Genomic DNA, 19,165 nt, shown 5'->3' on the forward strand with positions numbered 1-19,165 from the left:
CGGCTCAGAAGTGGACCTGCAGACCCGCAGACCCGCTCTCGATCCGCCCAACAACAGCAGCGCCGCCAAACCCTTCGGCCCTGAACACCTCCAGCACAGCGTGCACCGCTTCAGCCGAACAACTCACCAACAGCCCCCCCGAAGTCTGCGGATCACTCAACAGACTCTGCGCAGTCTTCGGAAGTCCCTCCGCCAACTGGACATCAGCGCCGTAGCCTTCCCAGTTCCGCCCCGAAGCCCCGGTCACGAAGCCTTCCGCCACCATTGCTTCGACGCCCTCCAGCAGCGGCACCTTCGACCACTCGATCACGGCAGTCAGCCCCGCACCCCGCGCCAGTTCCAGCACATGGCCGGCCAGGCCGAAGCCGGTCACATCCGTCAGTGCATGCACGCCGTCGAGTTGCGCCAGTGCAATCCCTGGCGTGTTGAGCTTGGTCGTCGTGTCGATCAATTGCCGATACCCAGCCTCTGACAACTGCTCTTTCTTCAGCGCCGCCGACAGCACGCCGACGCCGAGCGGCTTGCCGAGGATCAGCACATCGCCGGCCTTGGCGCCGGTATTGCGGCGCACGCGATCGGGATGCACCAGGCCCATCACGACCAGGCCGTAGATCGGCTCGACCGAATCGATGGTGTGGCCGCCCGCGATGGGGATGCCGGCCGCGCGACACACGTCCTGGCCGCCGCGCACGATCTCGCCGATGACTTCGACGGGCAGCTTGTCGATGGGCATGGCGACCAACGCCAGCGCCATGATGGGTTTTCCGCCCATGGCGTACACGTCGCTGATGGCGTTGGTGGCTGCGATGCGGCCGAACTCATACGGGTCGTCGACGATCGGCATGAAGAAGTCGGTGGTCGCGATGAGCGCCTGTTCGTCGTTCAGGCGGTACACGGCGGCGTCGTCGGCGGTCTCGATCCCGACCATCAATTCCTTCGGAATCAGTCCGCTGCCGCCGCTCTTTAGAATTTGCGATAGCACACCCGGCGCGATCTTGCAGCCGCAGCCGCCACCATGAGAAAAGTTCGTGAGGCGCAGCGGCGCCAGCGGGTTCATCAGCGTTGGTTTCATGACGTGCATTATCTAAGCAGGACATTTCCCCCATGAAGACATTTCCCCACGCAATCGCTCGTTTCGTGCTCGCGTTTTCCGTTTCGTTCGCAGCCCTCGGTGCGCTCGCCCAGAGCGCCAACGTGCTGCGCGTGTCCGCCATCCCCGACGAAGCGCCGACCGAGCTGCAGCGCAAGTTCACGCCACTGGGCGACTACCTGAAGAAGGAAACGGGCATGGACGTGGTGTTCACGCCCGTGACCGACTACGCCGCCGTGGTCGAGGGCCTCGCCTCCAACAAGATCGACTTGGCGTGGCTTGGCGGCTTCACCTATGTGCAGGCGCGCATTCGCACCAACGGCGGCGTGGTGCCGATCGTGCAGCGCGCTGAAGATGAGGTGTTCACCAGCAAGTTCATCGTGCCGATCGACAGCACCGCGAGGACGCTGGCCGACCTCAAAGGCAAGACTTTCGCTTTCGGCGCGCCGTCGTCGACTTCGGGCAGCCTGATGCCGCGCTACTTTTTGCTGCAGGCCGGCATCGACCCGGAAAAAGACTTCAAGACGGTCGCGTTTTCGGGCGCGCACGACGCCACCGTGGCCTTCGTGGCCGCGTCGCGCGCCGAGGCCGGCGTGCTCAACGCATCGGTGTGGGACAAGCTGGTGGAGTCCAAAAACCCGAATGCCGCCAAGGTGCGCGTGCTGGCGACCACGCCGCCTTTCTACGACTACAACTGGACGGTGCGCCCCGGCATGGACCCGGCGCTGCAGAAGAAGCTGACCGATGCCTTCCTGAAGCTGGACCCGGCCAATCCGGCACAGAAGGAAATCATGGGCCTGCAACGCGCCAGCAAGTTCATTCCGACCCAATCGTCCAACTACGACAGCATCGAGACCGCGGGCAAATCGGCTGGCCTGATCAAGTGAGCGTCGCGCTCGACGGCGTCGGTTTCGTTCATGCCAACGGACACCGTGCGCTGACCGGCATTTCGCTGTCGGCGGGTGCGGGCGAAAGGCTGGCGGTGATCGGGCCTTCGGGCGCAGGCAAGACGACGCTGTTGCGCGTGCTGGGTGCGGCCCTTCATCCGGTCGAAGGGCGTGTCGCGGTGCTCGGCGTCGATCCCTGGAAACTGTCGCCGTCCGCGTTGCGCAAACTGCGCGCACGCATCGCGACCGTGCACCAGGCGCCGCCCATCGCGCCGCGGCTGCGCGTGGTGACTGCGGTGCTGTCGGGGCGCTTGGGGGAATGGACGCTGCCGCGCGCCATTGCGTCGCTGTTGCACCCATCGGACATCGCCGGCGCGCACGAAGCGCTGACGCGTGTGTCGCTCCAGGACCGGTTGTTCGACCGCTGCGACCGGCTCTCCGGCGGGCAGTTGCAACGCGTGGGCGTGGCGCGGGCGATGTACCAGCGACCGGCGTTGCTGCTCGCCGACGAGCCCGTTTCCGCCCTCGACCCGACGCTGGCAGATGCCACGCTGCGCGAGTTGGTCGCGCAGAGCGAAGCGACCGGTGCCACCTTCATCGCCTCGCTGCATGCGGTCGACCTGGCACTGCACTGGTTCCCGCGCATCGTCGGCATGCGCGAAGGACGCGTCGTGTTCGACAGGCCGAGGGACGAGGTCACGCAGGAGATGTTGACGGCGTTGTATGCGAACGAGCACACCGCGCAAGGCGCTACCGACAGCGCAGTGCCGATGCATCTCGCGGTCTGCCGCGCATGACTGTCCCGGTGCCTATCCCGGCACGCGCCCCGGAGCGCACTCTGCGCGATCCGCTGGCGCAGCGTCGCCTCGGCTGGCTCGTCTTCGCGCTGGTGTTGTGCTGGCCAATGCTGCAGTTGGCCGAGTTCAACCCGGCTGCGCTGTTCGCGCCCGGCAACCTGTCGGTCATGAGCGGCTTTCTGGCGGGCTTCTTTCCGCCATCGACCGAACCCGAGTTCCTGAAGCTGCTACAGAAGGCGACGCTCGAAACGGTGGCGATGGCGACTGCCGGAACAGCCCTTGCCTTCGTCATCGCAGCGCCGCTCGCCTTCATCACCACGCGGGCGCTGTCGGTGTCGCGCATCGGTCCGGGGCCGGGCCGGGTGCGATCTGTGGTCGTGCGGCAAGCAGGCCGATCGGTGCTGATGGTGCTGCGCGCCATTCCTGAAATCGTCTGGGCGCTGATCTTCGTGCGCGCACTCGGGCTCGGCCCCGCCGCGGGTGTGCTGGCGCTGGCCATCACCTACGGCGGCATGCTGGGCAAGGTTTACTCGGAGATCTTGGAGTCGACCGACACGCGGCCAGCGCGCGCGCTACTCGAAGGCGGCAGCGGGCGCGTTGCCGCGCTGCTCTACGGCCTGTTGCCCAACACCGGGCAAGAGCTGGCGTCGTACACCGTCTATCGATGGGAATGCGCGGTGCGCGCGTCGGTGGTGATGGGCTTCGTCGGCGCCGGCGGGCTCGGCCAGCTGATGGACCAGTCGATGAAGATGCTGGCCGGCGGCGAGGCCAGCAGCATCCTGCTGGTGTTCCTGGCGCTCGTGTTGTTTGCCGACATGCTGAGCACCCTGTTGCGCAAGCTGCTCGCATGAGCGCTTCTCCTGACTTGCCCCCCGCGCCATCGCCTTGCCTGCGCTGCTGGACGGCCATCGGGCTGGTGCTCGTGGCGGTGGTCGCCAGCTTCGCTTATCTTGGCATCGACTTTCGCGCGCTGGGCTCGGGCGAATCGCTGCGGCTCATAGCGAAATTCATCGCCGAGTTCTTTCCACCGGACGTGTCGCCGGCGTTCTTGGGCAAGGTCGGCTGGGGCACCCTGCAGACGCTCGCGGTGTCGGCCCTCGGCACGCTGCTCGCGGCACTGGTCGGCGCGGTGCTGGCCTTGCCTGCGTCGGGTCGCTGGGGCGTGGTGCCGCAGAGCGCGACGCGCTTCTTGCTGAATTTCTTGCGCAGTGTGCCCGAGTTGGTCTGGGCTGCGCTGATGGTGCTGGCGGCCGGCATCGGGCCTTTTGCCGGCGCGCTGGCGCTGGCGCTGCACACGACCGGCGTACTCGGCCGCCTCTTTGCCGAAAGCCTTGAGAACGCGCCGCGCGAACCCGAACAGGCGCTGGTGCTTGCGGGCTCGGGCAGCATCGCCGCCTTCGGCTACGCAAGTTTGCCCATCGTGATGCCGCAATGGCTGGCCTATACGCTGTACCGTTGGGAGATGAACATTCGCATGGCCGCAGTGCTCGGCTTCGTCGGTGGTGGCGGCTTGGGGCAACTTTTGTACTTTCACCTTTCGATCTTTCAACAACAACAGGCGACGACCGTGCTGATCGCGATGTTCGTGCTCGTGGCCATCGTCGATTTCGCGAGCGCCCGGTTGCGGCGCGTTGTGGGGCCAGCCTATGCATAGAAAACCCACCGAAGTCGGAGACCGCAAGACCTTCGAAACGGTCATCGATGCCCGCTCGCCGGCGGAATTCGCGCTCGACCATATTCCGGGTGCCATCAACTGTCCGGTGCTCGACGACGACGAGCGGCGCATTGTCGGGACGATCTACAAACAGACCGGCGCTTTCGAGGCCCGGCGCGTGGGTGGCGCGATGGTCGCGGCCAACATGGCAAAGCATCTGCGCGAACAGTTCGCCGACAAGCCGGCCAAGTGGAAGCCGCTGGTCTATTGCTGGCGCGGGGGCTTGCGCAGCGGGTCGATGGTCAGCTGGTTGCGGCTGGTCGGCTGGGACGCCAAGCAATTGGCCGGCGGCTACAAGAGCTTCCGGCGCGAGGTGCTGACAGTGATCGAAACGATGTCGCCGCAGCTCGACCTGCGCATCATCTGCGGGCCGACCGGCAGCGCCAAGACGCGCGTGCTGCAAGCCATGGCTGCGCGTGGTGCGCAGGTGTTCGACCTGGAAGATTGCGCGCGCCACAAGGGGTCGCTGCTCGGCGCGCTACCCGGCATCGAACAGCCATCGCAAAAGCACTTCGAGACGCTCATCGCGACGGCGTTTGAAGCACTCGATCTGTCGAAGCCGCTGTATGTCGAGGGCGAGAGCGCACGCATCGGGCGGTTGTCGGTGCCGATCCCGTTGGTCGGCAATATGCGGGCGGCGCCGTGTATCGAGATCGAAGCCAGTGCCGAAGCCCGCCTCGCCTATCTGCTGCGCGACTACGCGTACCTCGGCGATGACGCAGAGTTGCTGGCAACGCAGCTCGGCAAGCTCAAAGAGGCGCAGGGCAAGGAGACGGTGGCGCGTTGGCAGGCATGGGCAAGGGGCGGTGAGCTGTCGTCGTTGTTCGCTGAATTGATGGCACTGCACTACGACCCGCACTACGAGAAGTCGCAATCACTGCACTTCGCGCAGTGGACGGGGCGTGCCAAAGTGCCTGCGGCGGAGTTGTCGGCGGAAGGGATCGACCGGGCGGCAGAAGCGGTACTGGGGCTTTAAGCGCCCGATGCATAGAGCACTGCGCGCGGCGCACGGCACAAGCCCCACAGCCGCAGGCCAGTGAGTTCGGCCATGCGCACGCCCATCGCGGTGGGCGCCGAGATGGTCGCCATCGCGCTCAATCCCAATCGCGCGCACTTGCGCACCAGCTCGTGGCTGCCGCGGCTCGACATCAGCACGAAACCTGGCTCGCCCAGCTGCCCGGTTTGTGCGAGGTGGCCGAGCAGTTTGTCGAGCGCGTTGTGACGGCCGACGTCTTCCATCACTTCGACGAGATCGCCTTCGATCGTGGCCCAGCCGGCTGCGTGAATGGCCCCGGCTTCCCGGTTGAGCGTCTGCCGCGGCGGCAGCGCTTCGAAAGCCCGCAGCACGGTCGCGAGGTCGATGCGCTCGATCCAGTCGCGCGGTGGCAATGGCAGCGGCGTGAGGTCGAGCGCCGCGAAGCTTTCGACGCCGCAGATGCCGCAACCGGTGCGGCCCGCGAGGCTGCGGCGCCGGTCTTTCAGGCGCTCGAAGCTGCGCGTCGAAATATCGAGCTGCACTTCGATGCCGGGCATGCCGTCGGGCAAGCCAGCATCGCGCGCTGCGATCGACACGACCTCGATACCGCGGCAATCGGATGCAGTGTCGAGGATGCCTTCGCTCAGTGCAAAGCCGAGTGCGAAGGCTTCGAGGTCTTGCGGCGTCGCCATCATCACCGCGTGCGAAACGCCGTTGAAGACAAGTGCGACGGGCACTTCGGCGGCGAGCGTGTCGTCGCGCACCAGGCCCTCGGCGGGTACGGATTTTTCGCCGTAGACGCGAACGGCGCGGCGCTCGACCGGTGGGATCGACAGCTCGCCGGAAGCGTTGCGTCGTGCGGTGGCCGAGGTGGGGACGGTGAGAGCGGTGGCTGGAACTGACATCGTCGTCACGATAGCCGAACGGCGCGTCGTCTGCTACGCGTCCAGCGCGCCGCTGTGCTGGGCGATCTGCGCCTTCCACTCGGGGGTTTGCAGCAATTCGAGCGCCGCGCCGAGCGCGCGTGACGGCCGCACGCCGTCTTGCGTCAAAAAGCCGATCGGTGTGCGCACTTCAGGCGCGACCAACGGCAGTGCCTCGAGCTCGCGCAACCCGCGCACGGCAGCGACCATGGCGCCCGGCAGCACGCTGCACACGTCGCCTGCGATCACCGCGAGCGCCAGCGTCAAGACGGAGTTGGTCTCGATCGCCGGCGCGACTTCCACGCCGGCCTCGCGCAGTGCCAGATCGATGATCGTGCGGTTGTGCATGTCGGGCGTGAGCAGGCACAGGGGCAGCGCGCCGGCATCGGCCCATCGCATCGGTGGGCCGATGGCGAGCTTGTCTTTCGAAGGCTTGGCCGCGAGGCGCAACAGGTAGTAGTGCTCGATGCTCTGCGGCCAGGCGGTGAGCTTCACGTTTTTCAGCCGCATGCGTTCGGTGTAGCCCAGCGCGAGGTCGAGCGACAGGTTCTCCAGGCCCATTTCGAGTTGCTGCGAGCTCATCGAAAGAACCGTCGGCACGATGCCCGGCTGCCGCTGCTGGAGCATCGCGGCGAAGCGTGCCAGCATCGGAATGGCGGTGGGCACCGCCGCCATGCGCAGGTGCCCGCGCGGGTGCGCCTCGTCGCTGCGCAGTTCCTGCTGCAGCACCTCGTTGTCGCGCAGCATGCGCTGGCCTGTCGCCAGCACGCGCTCGCCTTCGTGAGTAAGGCCGACATACGCGCGGCCCCGCTTGACGATGACCACGCCGAACTCGTCTTCGAGTGCGCGCAATGCGTTCGACAACGCCGGCTGCGTGATGTGCGACGCCTCGGCCGCACGGCCGAAGTGACGGTGCTCGCTCAACGCGACCAGGTAGCGCATCGAGGCGAGCAGGTTCATTGCTTCGACGAGCCCTGAGTCTTCAGGTGTTTTTGCTGATCGAGATGGTCGGGAACTTGGCCGAAAAGTCCTTGGCCTTTTCGGCGATGCCGACTGCGACCTGGCGCGCCACCGCCTTATAGAGCCCCGCCACTTCGCCATCGGGATCGGCCACCACCGTCGGCTTGCCGCTGTCGGCCTGCAGGCGAATATTGATGTCGAGCGGCAGCGCGCCCAGGTACGCCATGTCGTACTGCGCCGCCATCTTCTTGCCGCCGTCGGCGCCGAAGATGTGCTCCACCTGGCCACAGTTGGAGCAGACGTGCACTGCCATGTTCTCGACGATGCCGAGGATCGGCACGCCGACCTTCTCGAACATCTTGATGCCCTTGCGCGCATCGAGCAGTGCGATGTCCTGCGGCGTGGTGACGATCACAGCGCCGGTCATCGGTACGCGCTGGCTGAGCGTCAGCTGGATATCACCGGTGCCGGGCGGCATGTCGACGATCAGGTAGTCGAGGTCTTTCCAGTTGGTCTGGCGCAGGAGCTGGTCGAGCGCCTGCGTCGCCATCGGGCCGCGCCAGATCATGGCCTGGTCCTGGTCGACCAGAAAACCGATCGACATCACCTGCACGCCGTAGTTGCGCATCGGCTCCATCGTCTTGCCGTCGATGCTGGGAGGCTTGCCTTCGATGCCCATCATCATCGGCTGGCTCGGGCCATAGATGTCGGCATCGAGCAGGCCGACCGAAGCGCCTTCGGCGGCCAGCGCCAATGCCAGATTGGTGGCGGTGGTGCTCTTGCCGACGCCGCCCTTGCCCGACGCAACCGCAATGATGTTCTTGACATTGGGCATCAGCTGGACGCCGCGCTGCACCGCATGGCTCACCACGTTCAGGGTGATGTTGACCGACACGTTGTCGATGCCCGGCAATGATTTGGCCGCCGCGACGAGCGCTTTGCGCAGCACCGGGTATTGGCTTTTGGCCGGGTAGCCGAGTTCGAGGTCGAAAGAAACGTCGCCGTCCGCGATCTGCACGTTCTTCAGCGATTTGCTGTCGACGAAAGATTTGCCGGTGTTCGGATCGACGACCGGCTTGAGCGCAGCGATCAGCGCCTCTTGGGTAACTGCCATGGATAACTCCTGATTGGCGGGTAGTCTAGTGCGCACCCCCGTCTTCAGTGGCTGCTCCGGCCATTCCTTAGGCCGGGATCAGGTCATCCCGAGCTCGGAACAAATGCGGGCGACGAGCGCTTTCAGATCGGCGACTTCGGCTTCGAGCCGCGCCACGTTGGCCTTGAGCGCAGCGACTTCGCCCAGCGACACATCGCCGCTCGCAGTCGACTCGGGCCGTGCTGCATCTTCCGCCGGCGTGCCGCTGAGCAGCTGGGCCCATCGACTTTCGCGCGCACCGGGCAAACGTGCCAGCTTCATCACCAACGCGCCCGCGGGTCGCGCCGCCAGCTCGTCCAGGAAACCCTCGACCGACGAGATATCGGCAAAATTGTGCATGCGGTCGCAAGCGATGCGCAACTCGCCTGGCGTCTGCGGGCCACGCAGCATCAGCACGGTCAACAAGATGATCGACTGCGACGGCACCTGCAGCACACGGTCGGCATTGTGCGCATACCGAAAGCTCCGGCCGCCGCTGGTTTCGCTCACCAGGCTGTAGCCCTTCAGGCTGTCGATGGCGCCCTGCACTTCGGTATCGGTCGCCTCGATCACCGGGTTGCGACTGGTCTTCTGGTTGCAGCCCGACACCAGCACGTTGAGCGTGAGCGGATAACTGTCGGGCACGGTGCGCTGCTTTTCGGCGAGCACGCCGAGCACGCGGGTTTCGAGCAGCGACAGCGTTGGCAGAGGTTGCGCCATGCGCTTCAGCCTCCGTTGATGCGGGCGACCAGCGCCTTGGTGAAGGCCGCCGTGTTCGCGGTGCCGCCGAGGTCGCCGGTCCGCACCTTGTCGATGTTGAGCGTCTGGTCGATCGCGCTTCGCAGCCGCGTCGCCAGCTGGGGCAGTTTGCAGTGGTCGAGCATCAAGGCCGAGGCCAGCAGCAGCGCAATCGGGTTGGCGATGCCCTTGCCGGCGATGTCGGGCGCAGAGCCATGCACCGCTTCGAAGATGGCCGCATCCGCACCGATGTTGGCCCCCGGCGCCATGCCCAGTCCACCGACCAAACCAGCCACCAAGTCGGAGAGGATGTCGCCGAAAAGATTGGTGGTTACCAGCATGTCGAACTGCCACGGGTTGAGCACCAGTTTCATCGCGCAGGCGTCCACGATGATGGTGTCGAGCTCGAACTTCCCCTTGTATTGCGCGTCTTCGTACATCTGCAGGCCGGTCTCGAGGAACAGCCCAGTCAGCACCTTCATGATGTTGGCCTTGTGCACGAGCGTCACCTTCTTGCGGCCGGTGGCGATGGCGGTGTCGAAGGCGTATTTAAGGATGTGGCGACAGCCTTGCCGCGTGTTGATGCCGGTGGCCATGCCGACCGCGTGCGGATCGTCGTCAATGCGCACATAGTGCTCGTGGCCGATGTAGAGGCCCTCGAGGTTTTCGCGCACCACCAACAAGTCGATCTTGTCGAAGCGGCCACCGGGGATGACCGTGCGCGCCGGACGCAGGTTGGCGAACAATTGGAACTCTTCGCGCAGCCGCACGTTCGATGAGCGGTAGCCGCCGCCCGACGGTGTTTCGAGTGGGCCTTTCAGTGCGAGGCGCGTACGCCGGATGCTGTCCAGCGTGGCGGCCGGCAGCGGGTCGCCGGCCAGCTGGACGCCGCCGAGGCCTGCGACCTGGCGGTCCCATTCGAACGGGGCTTGCAGCGCATCGAGTGCGGCCAGCGTGGCGTCGACGATTTCGGGGCCGATGCCGTCGCCGGGAATGAGGGTTGCTGGGACGGGGGTTGCAAGGATGGAAGTCGTCATCAGAAAAGTTCTCTCGGAGGTCGGCGCAAAGCGCAGCGCCCGGACGGGCGCGCTGGCTGGCAGCATACGCCGCCCTATTTGATGATCTGCCGCGAGCCCTGCGCTCAGGCCGTCGTCAAGCCGGCTTGGCGGCCACGGGAATTCGGCGTCCCGTGCTCCATTTTTTGAGCCTTGCCATAACGGGCAACTCTAGGCAAACGTAAGAGACGCTGGCCAGCGCGACGACGACCACTGCCACGCCGCACATCACGAGCCCATAGCCCACGACACCGAGCGAAGTCAGGTTTCCGCTGGCCCGCAGCGCCGACAAAGTCGCGTACAGCACGAGCCCATGGATCAGATAGATGCCGTAGCTGATATCGCCCAGCCAAAGCGCGGCGCGCGTGTGAAACAGCCCGAACACCGACAGGCCGCCGACCACGGCCGCAAAGAGGCACAGCGTGATCACGATGGCAATGCTGCCATTGGCCGTGAGGAGGAAATAGAGCAGCAACACAGCAGCACCCGCCGCCCAGCGGAAAGGCGTGCTCTGCATCCCTGCCAGCCAACGCGGCTGCCGGTAGGCGCAAGCGACCACGATGCCGCACAAGAAATGCGTCGCGAAGAGCAGATGGCCCTCAACCTGCTGGAGCTTGAAGCGCACGAGCAGCAGCACGGCGAGTGCTGCGAGAGAAAGCCACAGCATCGTGCGCGAGCTGAGCCAGCGCGACGCCACGAACAGCGCCGGCACCGCGACCGCATAGAAGAAGACCTCGTAGCGAAGGCTCCAGTTGACGCCGGCGATCAAGGTCTGCGTCATCGGAAACGCATTGATGTCTGGCCGTCCGAAGCAGACGAAGGCCAGCCACTGCAAGAGTTCCTTGAAAAGCAACATCGGCGGCTCACGCAGCACGCCGCCCGACAATGCCATCGCAGCAGCAAAAACGATGAGCACGATCAGCGCGTAGAGCGGAAAGAGCCGCGCGACCCGCGAGACATAGAGCGCCTTCCAGTCGATGCGCGGCGACATCGCCTTCAGCGCGAAGAGAAAGCCGGTGATCATAAAAAAGAGCGCCACCGTCGTCTGGCCAAGGTGATTCAATACCGGGCTCGTCGTTCATTCCCATCGGCCGGTCGTGAAGAAGACGTTGGCAACGAAAGAGTGGTGTACGAACACACCGACGGCCAGCACACCGCGAAAGCCATCGAGCGCGCCATAGCGGCCTTTACCTGTCGTGATGTCCTGCGCCACGGCCGGGAGCCGGGTCAACACAGCCGCGACGAGCAATGTGACCCCGTAGAGCACGACGGCATAGAGGGTGGCGAGCGTGGAATGGCTTTCGAACTGAAGAATCGACATTTGACGGCGGCCCCCTCGAGAAGAGAACTTTTGAGTTACATCTTGTAATGTAATCGCCGTTCGGCGCGCTGTCGACCCACTGCGTCGGCCGTGTTGCGCCCGCCGCCTAAAATTGTGCGCTTCACCCCCCGGAAAGCGCCCTCCTCGATGTCCCCGCGCAAGCTCTTCGTTACCACTGCCCTGCCCTACGCCAACGGCAAGTTCCACATCGGCCACATCATGGAATACATCCAGGCCGACATCTGGGTGCGGTTTCAGCGCATGCAGGGCGCGGAGGTCAATTTCGTTTGTGCCGACGACGCGCACGGAGCCGCCATCACCATCGCGGCCGACAAGGCCGGCATCACGCCGCAGGCCTTCGTGGCCGAGATCGCGGCCGGCCGCAAGCCCTACCTCGACGGCTTTCATATTGCCTTTGACAACTGGAGCACGACCGATTCACCGGAGAACCACCAACTCGCACAGGAGATCTATCGCGACCTGCGCGACAAGGCAGGCTTGGTGACAGTGAAGACGGTCGAGCAGTTCTACGACGCGGCCAAAGGTATGTTCTTGGCCGATCGATTCATCAAGGGCGAATGCCCGGTGTGCCACTCGAAAGACCAGTACGGCGACAACTGCGAAGTGTGCGGCGCGGTGTACGCGCCGACCGAGCTGATCGACCCGTATTCGGCACTGTCCGGCGTGAAGCCCGAGTTGCGCAGCTCCGAGCATTTTTTCTTCAAGCTGTCGGACCCGCGCTGCGAGGCGTACCTGAAGAACTGGACCACCGCGCCCGGCCACGTGCAGACCGAGGTGCAGAACAAGATCCGCGAATGGCTCTACAAGGACGAAGACGGTAACGGTGGTTTGGGCGACTGGGACATCAGCCGCGACGCGCCGTACTTCGGCATTGAAATCCCGGACGCGCCCGGTAAGTATTTCTACGTCTGGATGGATGCGCCGGTCGGCTACCTCGCGTCGCTAAAGAACTTGTTGGACAAGCGCTGTATCGAGCTCGGTGGCGATGGCATCTCTTACACCGAGTACATGGCCGACCCCGATTTGGAGCAGGTGCACTTCATCGGCAAGGACATCATCACCTTCCACACGCTGTTCTGGCCCGCCATGCTGCACTTCAGCGGCCGCAAGACGCCCGACGCGATCTATGTGCACGGCCACTTGACGGTCAGCGGCGAGAAGATGAGCAAGAGCCGCGGCACCGGCATCGACCCGCTCAAGTATTTGTCGGTCGGCCTCAATCCGGAATGGCTGCGCTACTACCTGGCGGCCAAACTCAACGGCCGCAACGAAGACCTGGACTTCAACCCCGAGGACTTCGTGGCACGGGTCAATAGTGACCTGGTCGGCAAGTACATCAACATCGCGAGCCGCGCGGCGGGATTCATCGGCAAGCGCTTCGGCGGCAAGCTGGGCGAGGCGTCAGGTGATGGCGCCGAACTGCTCGCGGCGCTGCGTGCTGGCGCGGCGGATATCGCCAAGCTGTACGACGATCGCGACTTCGCGCGCGCCCTGCGCGACACGATGGCGTTGGCCGACCGCGTCAATGCTTACGTCGATGCCAACAAGCCATGGGAGCTGGCCAAGAAAGAAGGAATGGAAGCGCGGCTGCACGACGTATGCACCGTCTGCATCGAGGCTTTCCGTTTGCTCACGCTCTACCTGAAGCCGGTGCTACCGGCACTGGCGTTGAACGTCGAGGCGTTTCTCGCCATCGAGCCGTTGACTTGGGTGGATGCCAACCATCCCCTTGCTGCGGGACACGTGATCGGCGACTACAAGCACCTGATGCAGCGCGTCGATGCCAAGGTGCTCGACGTATTGTTCGAGCCCAACGAAGCGGCCGTGCCCGTGACCGATCTGAAGACCGAAGTAGAACCCGTGGCCGCCGACTTCGCGCCGGGCGGCGAAGCCATCGCTTCGACCATCACGATCAACGATTTCACCAAAATCGATTTGCGCATTGCAAAGATCGTTGCATGCGAAAAAGTCGAAGGGTCGACCAAGCTGCTGCGGCTCACGCTCGATGCGGGCGAGGGCAAGATGCGCAACGTGTTCAGCGGCATCGCCTCAGCCTACCAACCCGCACAACTGGTCGGCAAGCTGACCGTGCTGGTCGCCAACTTGGCGCCTCGCAAGATGAAGTTCGGCATCAGCGAAGGCATGGTGCTCGCCGCCAGTCATGCGGACGAAAAAGCCAATCCAGGAATCCACGTGCTGGAACCTTGGCCGGGTGCGGTGCCGGGGATGCGGGTGCGATGAAATGATGCGCTTGCGGCTCGCACCCACCATGTCGGCGTTGGCACTCGTGTTCCCCGGCTGTGCGCTGCTGTCGGGCTGCGCGGTGGTGTCGGTCGCGAGCACCGTGGTCAGCGTGGGGGCCGGGGTCGTCGGATTGGGGGCAGATGCGGTCATCGGCACCGCGCGCATCACCGGCAAGGCGGTCGGTGCTGCAGCCGATGCGGTGATTCCCGGCAAGGACTGAGCGCCGCGCGGGCGGCACTTGCGCATCGATCAGGGCGCCTCGGTCCCCTTGTCTGGAGAAGAGCCGCTGCGCACCACGCGTTGATCGTCGTTCAGCACCGCAGTGAACACCATCGGCGAATTCGGCGGCTGCACCCAGCGCCATTCCCATTCGGTCTCGCGCTTTAGCGCATAGGGCGTGACCTTGGCCGGCTTGCCGAGCAGCTTGCGGAGCACTTCCATCGGCATGCCGGCCTGCACTTTGGCAAAGTTCTCGGGTGTCAGCACCTGTCGCAGCGCGGTCATTCTGCCGTCGGGGCCGATGGTGATCATGTAGTTCTTTTGGCCTTGCGGCTGGCGGTTGTATTCGAACACCCGACTGCCAGGCGATCCGGGCGCGTCCCAGACGTTCTCGGGTTGCCCAAACCGGGCGCGCACGTCCGCCTCGGTCGCAACGCCCTCTTCCAGCTCGCGGATGGCCTGGTTGTCGCAACCCGCCAGCATGGTCAGCAGTGCCACAAGGCAGACGGCCGCCCACCCGTGAATCCAGTTTCGTCCGCGCATCGCTTCCCCCCGTAAAATTGGCCCAACCGAGGTTCCAGTCTATGTCCTTCTTTCGCCGCCCCCACTACACGTCCGAGATCACCAGCTTCATCGAGGAAATGAAGGAAAAGAAGCCAACCCTGGAGGCTGAGCAACGCGCCGGGCGGGCCTTGCTGTGGGACAAGCACCTCGACCGCGGCCTCCTCGACGAGTACGGCGAAGCGCGGGTGCCGATGCAGCCCTACGTCTACCAGACGATCGTCAAGTAAGCGTCGATGCGCAGAGACGCGCGGAGCGGCAACAGCGACGGCGACGGGGTCGTCGCACTCATGCCCGAGGTGGTCGATCAGGTCGCGCTGGCCCGCCTGTATGGCGAACCGCTGTTCGCAATGCCGAAAGACCTGTACATCCCACCCGAGGCGCTGCAGGTTTTTCTCGAAGCTTTCGAAGGGCCGCTCGATCTGCTGCTCTACCTCATCCGCAAACAGAACTTCAACATCCTCGACATCCCGATGGCGGGGTTGACGCGGCAGTACCTCACCTACGTCGACGAAATTCGCCACACCAACCTCGAGCTGGCCGCCGAGTACTTGCTGATGGCAGCGATGCTGATCGAGATCAAGTCGCGCATGCTGCTGCCGCCCAAGAAGACGGCCGATGGCGAAGAAGCCGAAGACCCCCGGGCCGAACTGGTGCGCCGGCTGCGAGAGTATGAGCAGACCAAACTGCATGCCGCTGCCCTCAGCGCAGCGCCGCAACACGGCCGCGATTTCTGGAAAGGGCAGGTTTATATCGAGCAGTCGCTCAAGCCGCGGTTTCCCGATGTGGACGCGGTCGATCTGCGCGACGCCTGGGCCGACATCCTGAAGCGCGCGAAGCTCGTGCAGTACCACCACATTTCGCGTGAAGAGCTGAGCGTGCGCGAGCACATGAGCATCGTGCTGCGGCACTTGCAGGGGCGCCAGTTCGTCGAGTTCGAAAAGCTCTTCGACGTGACGCGCGGCACGCCGGTGCTGATCGTCACCTTCATCGCGATGCTCGAGCTTGCGAAAGAAACGTTGATCGACATCACGCAGGCCGAGGCATTCGCCCCGATCTATGTGAGGCTGGCATACACGCCCGCCCCAGCGACGCACGCTTAAGACACGCCACCCGACGAACGGGGCTGGGTTCGATACGAAGCGGTAGCACCGACCCGCAGCGCCCGTCTTCTCGAGCGCATCGAGTCGTAACGCGCACTACGCATTTCCTTCAAGTCGGCTGGTCCCAACGTTACCCTTAGGCGCCTTTTAAGCCCCTCTCAGCTGCCTTCAGCCGATGCCTCGCGACCCATCAAGGCGGCGACTACCGCGGCCGTGCTCTGCGATCCGTTGAGCAAGGCCACGACGCCTTCTGCGATCGGCATGTCGATGCCAAGATAGCGCGCGCGCTGCACCACAGTGCGCGCGCAGTACACACCTTCGGCCACGTGACCCAGCGACGCGACCGACTGTTCGAGCGAACGACCTTCTGCCAGCAGCAGTCCGATCTTGCGATTGCGCGACAGGTCGCCAGTGGCGGTCAAAACGAGATCGCCAAGCCCTGATAGGCCCATGAAGGTTTCAGGTCGCGCACCCAGCGCCACGCCGAAGCGCGTCATCTCGGCCAGGCCGCGGGTGATCAACGCTGCACGCGCGTTGAGTCCGAGCGCCAGGCCATCGCACAAACCGGTCGCAATCGCCAGCACGTTCTTGACGGCGCCGCCCACCTCGACGCCAACGATGTCGTCGTTTGCATAAACGCGGAGGCTGGGACCGTGGAAAGCTTCTACGAGCGCCGTGCGTATGGTTGCATGACGGCTTGCGGCAACCAAGGCAGTGGGATTCGACTGCGCTACTTCCTGCGCGAAGCTGGGCCCGCTGAGTACGCCGGCCAGCAGTTCTGGCGCGACCTGCGCCTGGACTTCATGAGCGAGCAAGCCAAAAAAAGGCTTATCGCCAAGCTTACAGCCCGAAGCCACCAACGCCGACTCAACGCCCTTGCAGAGCCATACAACCGGCACCGCAGTGCCACGGAGGCTTACGAGCTGGCTGCGCAATGCCGCCATCGGCGTCGCGACGATGACCAGTTCGGCATCCGCAACAAGATGGCCTTGCCCAACCGCGCGGACCGACATGCCTGCGGGAAAGTGAATGCCCCGTAGGTAGCGCACGTTCTCTCGCGCGGCTGCCATGCGGTCGGCCTGTGCAGCATCGCGTGCCCACAAGACCACTTCGTGCCGCGCTGCCGCGTTGACCGCCAACGCAGTGCCCCAGGCGCCGGCGCCGATCACGCTGATCTTCATGGCTCCAACGGCATGGGAGCTCCAGGCCCAGCGAGTTACCGAAGCCCGAACGCTTATTGCGTCGTGATCGCCGACGGCTGACCGGCGGCCTGCGCCTGCTGCTGCTCGTACATCGCCTGGAAGTTGATCTCGGCCAGGTGCACCGGCGGGAAGCCGCCGCGCTGGATCACGTCGGCGACGTTGCCGCGCAGGTACGGGTAGACGATTTGCGGGCAAGCGATGCCTAGAATCGGACCCATCTGGTCTTCGGGCAGGTTACGGATCTCGAAGATGCCGGCTTGCTTGGCTTCGACCAGAAACACGGTCTTGTCCTGGATCTTGGTCTGCACGGTGGCCGACACGGTGATCTCGTAGATGCCTTCGGTCACCGGCTGGGCATCGACGCCGAGCTGGATGTCGACGGTCGGCTGCTCTTGCTCCAGAAGGATGCCGGGCGAGTTCGGCTGCTCGAGCGACAGGTCCTTGAGGTAGACGCGTTGAATCTGGAACACGGGATCGAGGGTGTCTGCCATGGCTAACTTTCGAGGATCAAAACAATGCCCGCCGGAGAGATATTTCCGCAGCGGGCTAATGGAGGGTAGCCGGAGATTATCGCCGCGCCAAACTCAGGGAATCAGGCGGACGCGCTCTGCGTCCCTTGAAGCAAGGGCACCAGGCCGCCGCGGCTGTCGAGTGCCATCAGCTCGTCGCAACCACCGACGTGCGTGTCGCCGATGAAGATTTGCGGCACGGTGCGGCGCTGTGTCACTTCCATCATCGCGGCGCGTGCGGCCGGGTCGCTGTCGATGCGGATCTCTTCGATCTGCTCTACGCCCTTGGCTTTCAAAATTTGCTTGGCGCGAATGCAGTAGGGGCAAACGGCGGTGGTGTACATCTTTACGGGTTGCATGGTCATCCAGTTCTGGGGCCGTGGGAGGCATGTCAGTGGCGAGGCGCTCAGGCCTTTTCTATGGGCAGGTTAGCGTCTTTCCAGCCCTTTAGACCGCCGCCCACCACTTGGGCCTGCTCGTAACCCAGTTTCTTGGCGATGGCCAGCGCGCGGCCGGCGCGGGCACCCGTCGCGCACATCAGCAAGACCGGCAGCGACTTGTTCTTGACCGTGTTCGACAACTTGGCCTCCAACTGGTCGAACGGCACGTTGCGCGAGTTGGTCACGTGGCCGGCAGCGTACTCATCGGGCTCGCGCACATCGACGACCACTGCACGCTCGCGGTTGATAAGTTGCACGGCGCCCTGCGCTGTGAGCGAGCCGCCTGCGCCGCCGCGAATCAGCGGCCATGCGAGCATCGCGCCCGAACTGAGCGCAATCAGGATGAGCACCCAATTGTCGATGATGAATTTCACGGTAGTCCTTGAATGGCAAACCGCCGATTTTAGAATGGCATGTTTCGTAAGCGTCGCCAAAGGCCCCAAATGCACAAGCTGGTACTGATTCGCCATGGCGAATCGACCTGGAATCTCGAAAACCGCTTCACCGGCTGGACCGACGTCGACCTGACGCCGACCGGTGTCGACCAGGCCAAGCAGGCCGGGCGCCTGCTCAAGGCCGAAGGCTATGAGTTCGACGTGGCCTACACCAGCGTGCTGAAGCGCGCCACGCGCACGCTCTGGCACACGCTGGACGAACTCGATCGCACCTGGCTGCCGGTGGTGCATTCATGGCGTCTCAACGAGCGCCATTACGGCGGCCTGCAAGGGTTGAACAAGGCCGAGACGGCCAAGAAATACGGTGACGAGCAGGTGCTGGTCTGGCGCCGCAGCTACGACACGCCGCCGCCGCCGCTGGAGCCGACCGACCCACGCAGCGAACGCGGCGACGTGCGCTATGCCAAGCTGGCGGCAGAGCAGATTCCGTTGACCGAATGCCTGAAGGACACGGTGGCGCGCGTTTTGCCGTTCTGGAACGAGTCGATGGCACCGGCCATCCGCTCCGGTCGTCGCCTCGTCGTCGCAGCGCACGGCAACTCGATCCGAGCGTTGGTCAAGTACCTAGATGGCATTTCCGATTCGGATATCGTCGGTCTCAATATTCCGAACGGCATTCCGCTCGTCTATGAACTCGACGACGATTTAAAACCGCTGCGACACTACTACCTCGGCGATGCAGACGCGGCAGCCAAAGCTGCGGCCGCTGTTGCATCGCAAGGCAAGGGCTGAAGCCACCGTTGACGCAGGAGCGCATGCCGCTTGTCGATACGGTGACTGTTTGTGCCAAGGCTGGGGAACCCCGGCAGGCAAATTGC

General features: G+C 64.4%; 23 protein-coding genes. 10 read left to right on the forward strand and 13 right to left on the reverse strand.

Going from position 1 to position 19,165, the window contains the following annotated elements; all coding sequences use genetic code 11:
- Window positions 1–4: 4 nt before the first annotated feature.
- Complete coding sequence (gene selD / locus QN413_RS04640) at window positions 5–1,072, reverse strand: selenide, water dikinase SelD (RefSeq protein ID WP_323495467.1); 1,068 nt, start codon at window positions 1,070–1,072, stop codon at window positions 5–7.
- A 32-nt stretch (window positions 1,073–1,104) separates the two neighbouring features.
- Between selD and QN413_RS04645 the strand changes: the two genes are divergently transcribed.
- From QN413_RS04645 to mnmH, 5 genes are read left to right on the forward strand one after another with little or no spacing between them, the layout of a single operon-like run.
- Window positions 1,105–1,977 (forward strand): putative selenate ABC transporter substrate-binding protein, encoded by an 873-nt coding sequence (locus QN413_RS04645; RefSeq protein WP_323495468.1) that lies wholly within the window; start codon window positions 1,105–1,107, stop codon window positions 1,975–1,977.
- Window positions 1,974–2,774, forward strand: coding sequence for a phosphonate ABC transporter ATP-binding protein (locus QN413_RS04650; protein ID WP_323495469.1), 801 nt, complete (start codon window positions 1,974–1,976; stop codon window positions 2,772–2,774). Before QN413_RS04645 ends, QN413_RS04650 begins: the two co-directional genes overlap by 4 nt.
- A complete protein-coding gene (locus tag QN413_RS04655) occupies window positions 2,771–3,625 on the forward strand; it encodes an ABC transporter permease (RefSeq protein ID WP_323495470.1) in 855 nt (284 codons plus the stop codon). Before QN413_RS04650 ends, QN413_RS04655 begins: the two co-directional genes overlap by 4 nt.
- Window positions 3,622–4,428, forward strand: coding sequence for a phosphonate ABC transporter, permease protein PhnE (gene phnE / locus QN413_RS04660; protein ID WP_323495471.1), 807 nt, complete (start codon window positions 3,622–3,624; stop codon window positions 4,426–4,428). Before QN413_RS04655 ends, phnE begins: the two co-directional genes overlap by 4 nt.
- Window positions 4,421–5,464: a tRNA 2-selenouridine(34) synthase MnmH gene (mnmH, locus tag QN413_RS04665; RefSeq protein WP_323495472.1), complete on the forward strand. Its 1,044-nt coding sequence runs from the start codon at window positions 4,421–4,423 to the stop codon at window positions 5,462–5,464. Before phnE ends, mnmH begins: the two co-directional genes overlap by 8 nt.
- Here the strand turns inward: mnmH and fdhD are convergent.
- From fdhD to QN413_RS04700, 7 genes are all read right to left on the reverse strand, one after another.
- Window positions 5,461–6,369, reverse strand: coding sequence for a formate dehydrogenase accessory sulfurtransferase FdhD (fdhD, locus tag QN413_RS04670; protein ID WP_323495473.1), 909 nt, complete (start codon window positions 6,367–6,369; stop codon window positions 5,461–5,463). The two genes, mnmH and fdhD, sit on opposite strands and share 4 nt — an antisense overlap.
- Before the next feature lie 33 nt (window positions 6,370–6,402).
- Window positions 6,403–7,347, reverse strand: coding sequence for a LysR family transcriptional regulator (locus QN413_RS04675; protein ID WP_323495474.1), 945 nt, complete (start codon window positions 7,345–7,347; stop codon window positions 6,403–6,405).
- A gap of 22 nt (window positions 7,348–7,369) precedes the next feature.
- Window positions 7,370–8,461, reverse strand: a complete 1,092-nt coding sequence (gene apbC, locus QN413_RS04680) for an iron-sulfur cluster carrier protein ApbC (protein ID WP_323495475.1) — start codon at window positions 8,459–8,461, stop codon at window positions 7,370–7,372.
- Between the two features lie 78 nt (window positions 8,462–8,539).
- Window positions 8,540–9,199 carry a YceH family protein gene (locus tag QN413_RS04685; protein ID WP_323495476.1) on the reverse strand — a complete coding sequence of 220 codons (660 nt, stop codon included), beginning with the start codon at window positions 9,197–9,199 and terminating at the stop codon, window positions 8,540–8,542.
- 5 nt (window positions 9,200–9,204) lie between these two features.
- Window positions 9,205–10,254, reverse strand: a complete 1,050-nt coding sequence (locus QN413_RS04690; RefSeq protein ID WP_323495477.1) for an isocitrate/isopropylmalate dehydrogenase family protein — start codon at window positions 10,252–10,254, stop codon at window positions 9,205–9,207.
- A 115-nt stretch (window positions 10,255–10,369) separates the two neighbouring features.
- On the reverse strand, window positions 10,370–11,335 hold the full coding sequence (locus QN413_RS04695; RefSeq protein WP_323495478.1) for an acyltransferase family protein: 966 nt from the start codon (window positions 11,333–11,335) through the stop codon (window positions 10,370–10,372).
- Window positions 11,336–11,350: 15 nt separating this feature from the next.
- Window positions 11,351–11,593, reverse strand: a complete 243-nt coding sequence (locus tag QN413_RS04700) for a hypothetical protein (RefSeq protein ID WP_323495479.1) — start codon at window positions 11,591–11,593, stop codon at window positions 11,351–11,353.
- Window positions 11,594–11,740: 147 nt separating this feature from the next.
- Here QN413_RS04700 and metG point away from each other — a divergent pair, with 147 nt between their 5' ends.
- Both metG and QN413_RS04710 read left to right on the forward strand, forming a co-directional pair.
- Window positions 11,741–13,855, forward strand: coding sequence for a methionine--tRNA ligase (metG, locus tag QN413_RS04705; RefSeq protein WP_323495480.1), 2,115 nt, complete (start codon window positions 11,741–11,743; stop codon window positions 13,853–13,855).
- Window positions 13,856–13,865: 10 nt separating this feature from the next.
- Window positions 13,866–14,078 carry a hypothetical protein gene (locus QN413_RS04710; protein ID WP_323495481.1) on the forward strand — a complete coding sequence of 71 codons (213 nt, stop codon included), beginning with the start codon at window positions 13,866–13,868 and terminating at the stop codon, window positions 14,076–14,078.
- A 29-nt stretch (window positions 14,079–14,107) separates the two neighbouring features.
- Here the strand turns inward: QN413_RS04710 and QN413_RS04715 are convergent, their stop codons facing one another.
- Window positions 14,108–14,620 (reverse strand): outer membrane protein assembly factor BamE, encoded by a 513-nt coding sequence (locus QN413_RS04715; RefSeq protein WP_187054631.1) that lies wholly within the window; start codon window positions 14,618–14,620, stop codon window positions 14,108–14,110.
- Between the two features lie 41 nt (window positions 14,621–14,661).
- On the opposite strand from QN413_RS04715, the gene QN413_RS04720 reads away from it, so the two are divergent.
- Window positions 14,662–14,868: a DUF3460 family protein gene (locus QN413_RS04720; RefSeq protein WP_323495482.1), complete on the forward strand. Its 207-nt coding sequence runs from the start codon at window positions 14,662–14,664 to the stop codon at window positions 14,866–14,868.
- 6 nt (window positions 14,869–14,874) lie between these two features.
- Window positions 14,875–15,741, forward strand: coding sequence for a ScpA family protein (locus QN413_RS04725; RefSeq protein ID WP_323495483.1), 867 nt, complete (start codon window positions 14,875–14,877; stop codon window positions 15,739–15,741).
- Between the two features lie 158 nt (window positions 15,742–15,899).
- Here QN413_RS04725 and QN413_RS04730 read toward each other — a convergent pair whose 3' ends face one another.
- The 4 genes from QN413_RS04730 to QN413_RS04745 form a co-directional block, all read right to left on the reverse strand.
- Window positions 15,900–16,922 carry an NAD(P)H-dependent glycerol-3-phosphate dehydrogenase gene (locus tag QN413_RS04730; RefSeq protein ID WP_323495485.1) on the reverse strand — a complete coding sequence of 341 codons (1,023 nt, stop codon included), beginning with the start codon at window positions 16,920–16,922 and terminating at the stop codon, window positions 15,900–15,902.
- A gap of 53 nt (window positions 16,923–16,975) precedes the next feature.
- Window positions 16,976–17,434, reverse strand: coding sequence for a protein-export chaperone SecB (gene secB / locus QN413_RS04735; RefSeq protein ID WP_323495486.1), 459 nt, complete (start codon window positions 17,432–17,434; stop codon window positions 16,976–16,978).
- A gap of 101 nt (window positions 17,435–17,535) precedes the next feature.
- Window positions 17,536–17,811, reverse strand: coding sequence for a glutaredoxin 3 (grxC, locus tag QN413_RS04740; RefSeq protein ID WP_323495487.1), 276 nt, complete (start codon window positions 17,809–17,811; stop codon window positions 17,536–17,538).
- A 47-nt stretch (window positions 17,812–17,858) separates the two neighbouring features.
- Complete coding sequence (locus QN413_RS04745) at window positions 17,859–18,266, reverse strand: rhodanese-like domain-containing protein (protein ID WP_187054625.1); 408 nt, start codon at window positions 18,264–18,266, stop codon at window positions 17,859–17,861.
- A gap of 69 nt (window positions 18,267–18,335) precedes the next feature.
- On the opposite strand from QN413_RS04745, the gene gpmA reads away from it, so the two are divergent.
- On the forward strand, window positions 18,336–19,079 hold the full coding sequence (gpmA, locus tag QN413_RS04750) for a 2,3-diphosphoglycerate-dependent phosphoglycerate mutase (protein ID WP_187054624.1): 744 nt from the start codon (window positions 18,336–18,338) through the stop codon (window positions 19,077–19,079).
- The last annotated feature ends 86 nt before the right edge of the window (window positions 19,080–19,165 follow it).

It is taken from the genome of Variovorax sp. LG9.2 (assembly GCF_035018885.1).
Lineage (GTDB): Bacteria > Pseudomonadota > Gammaproteobacteria > Burkholderiales > Burkholderiaceae_C > Variovorax.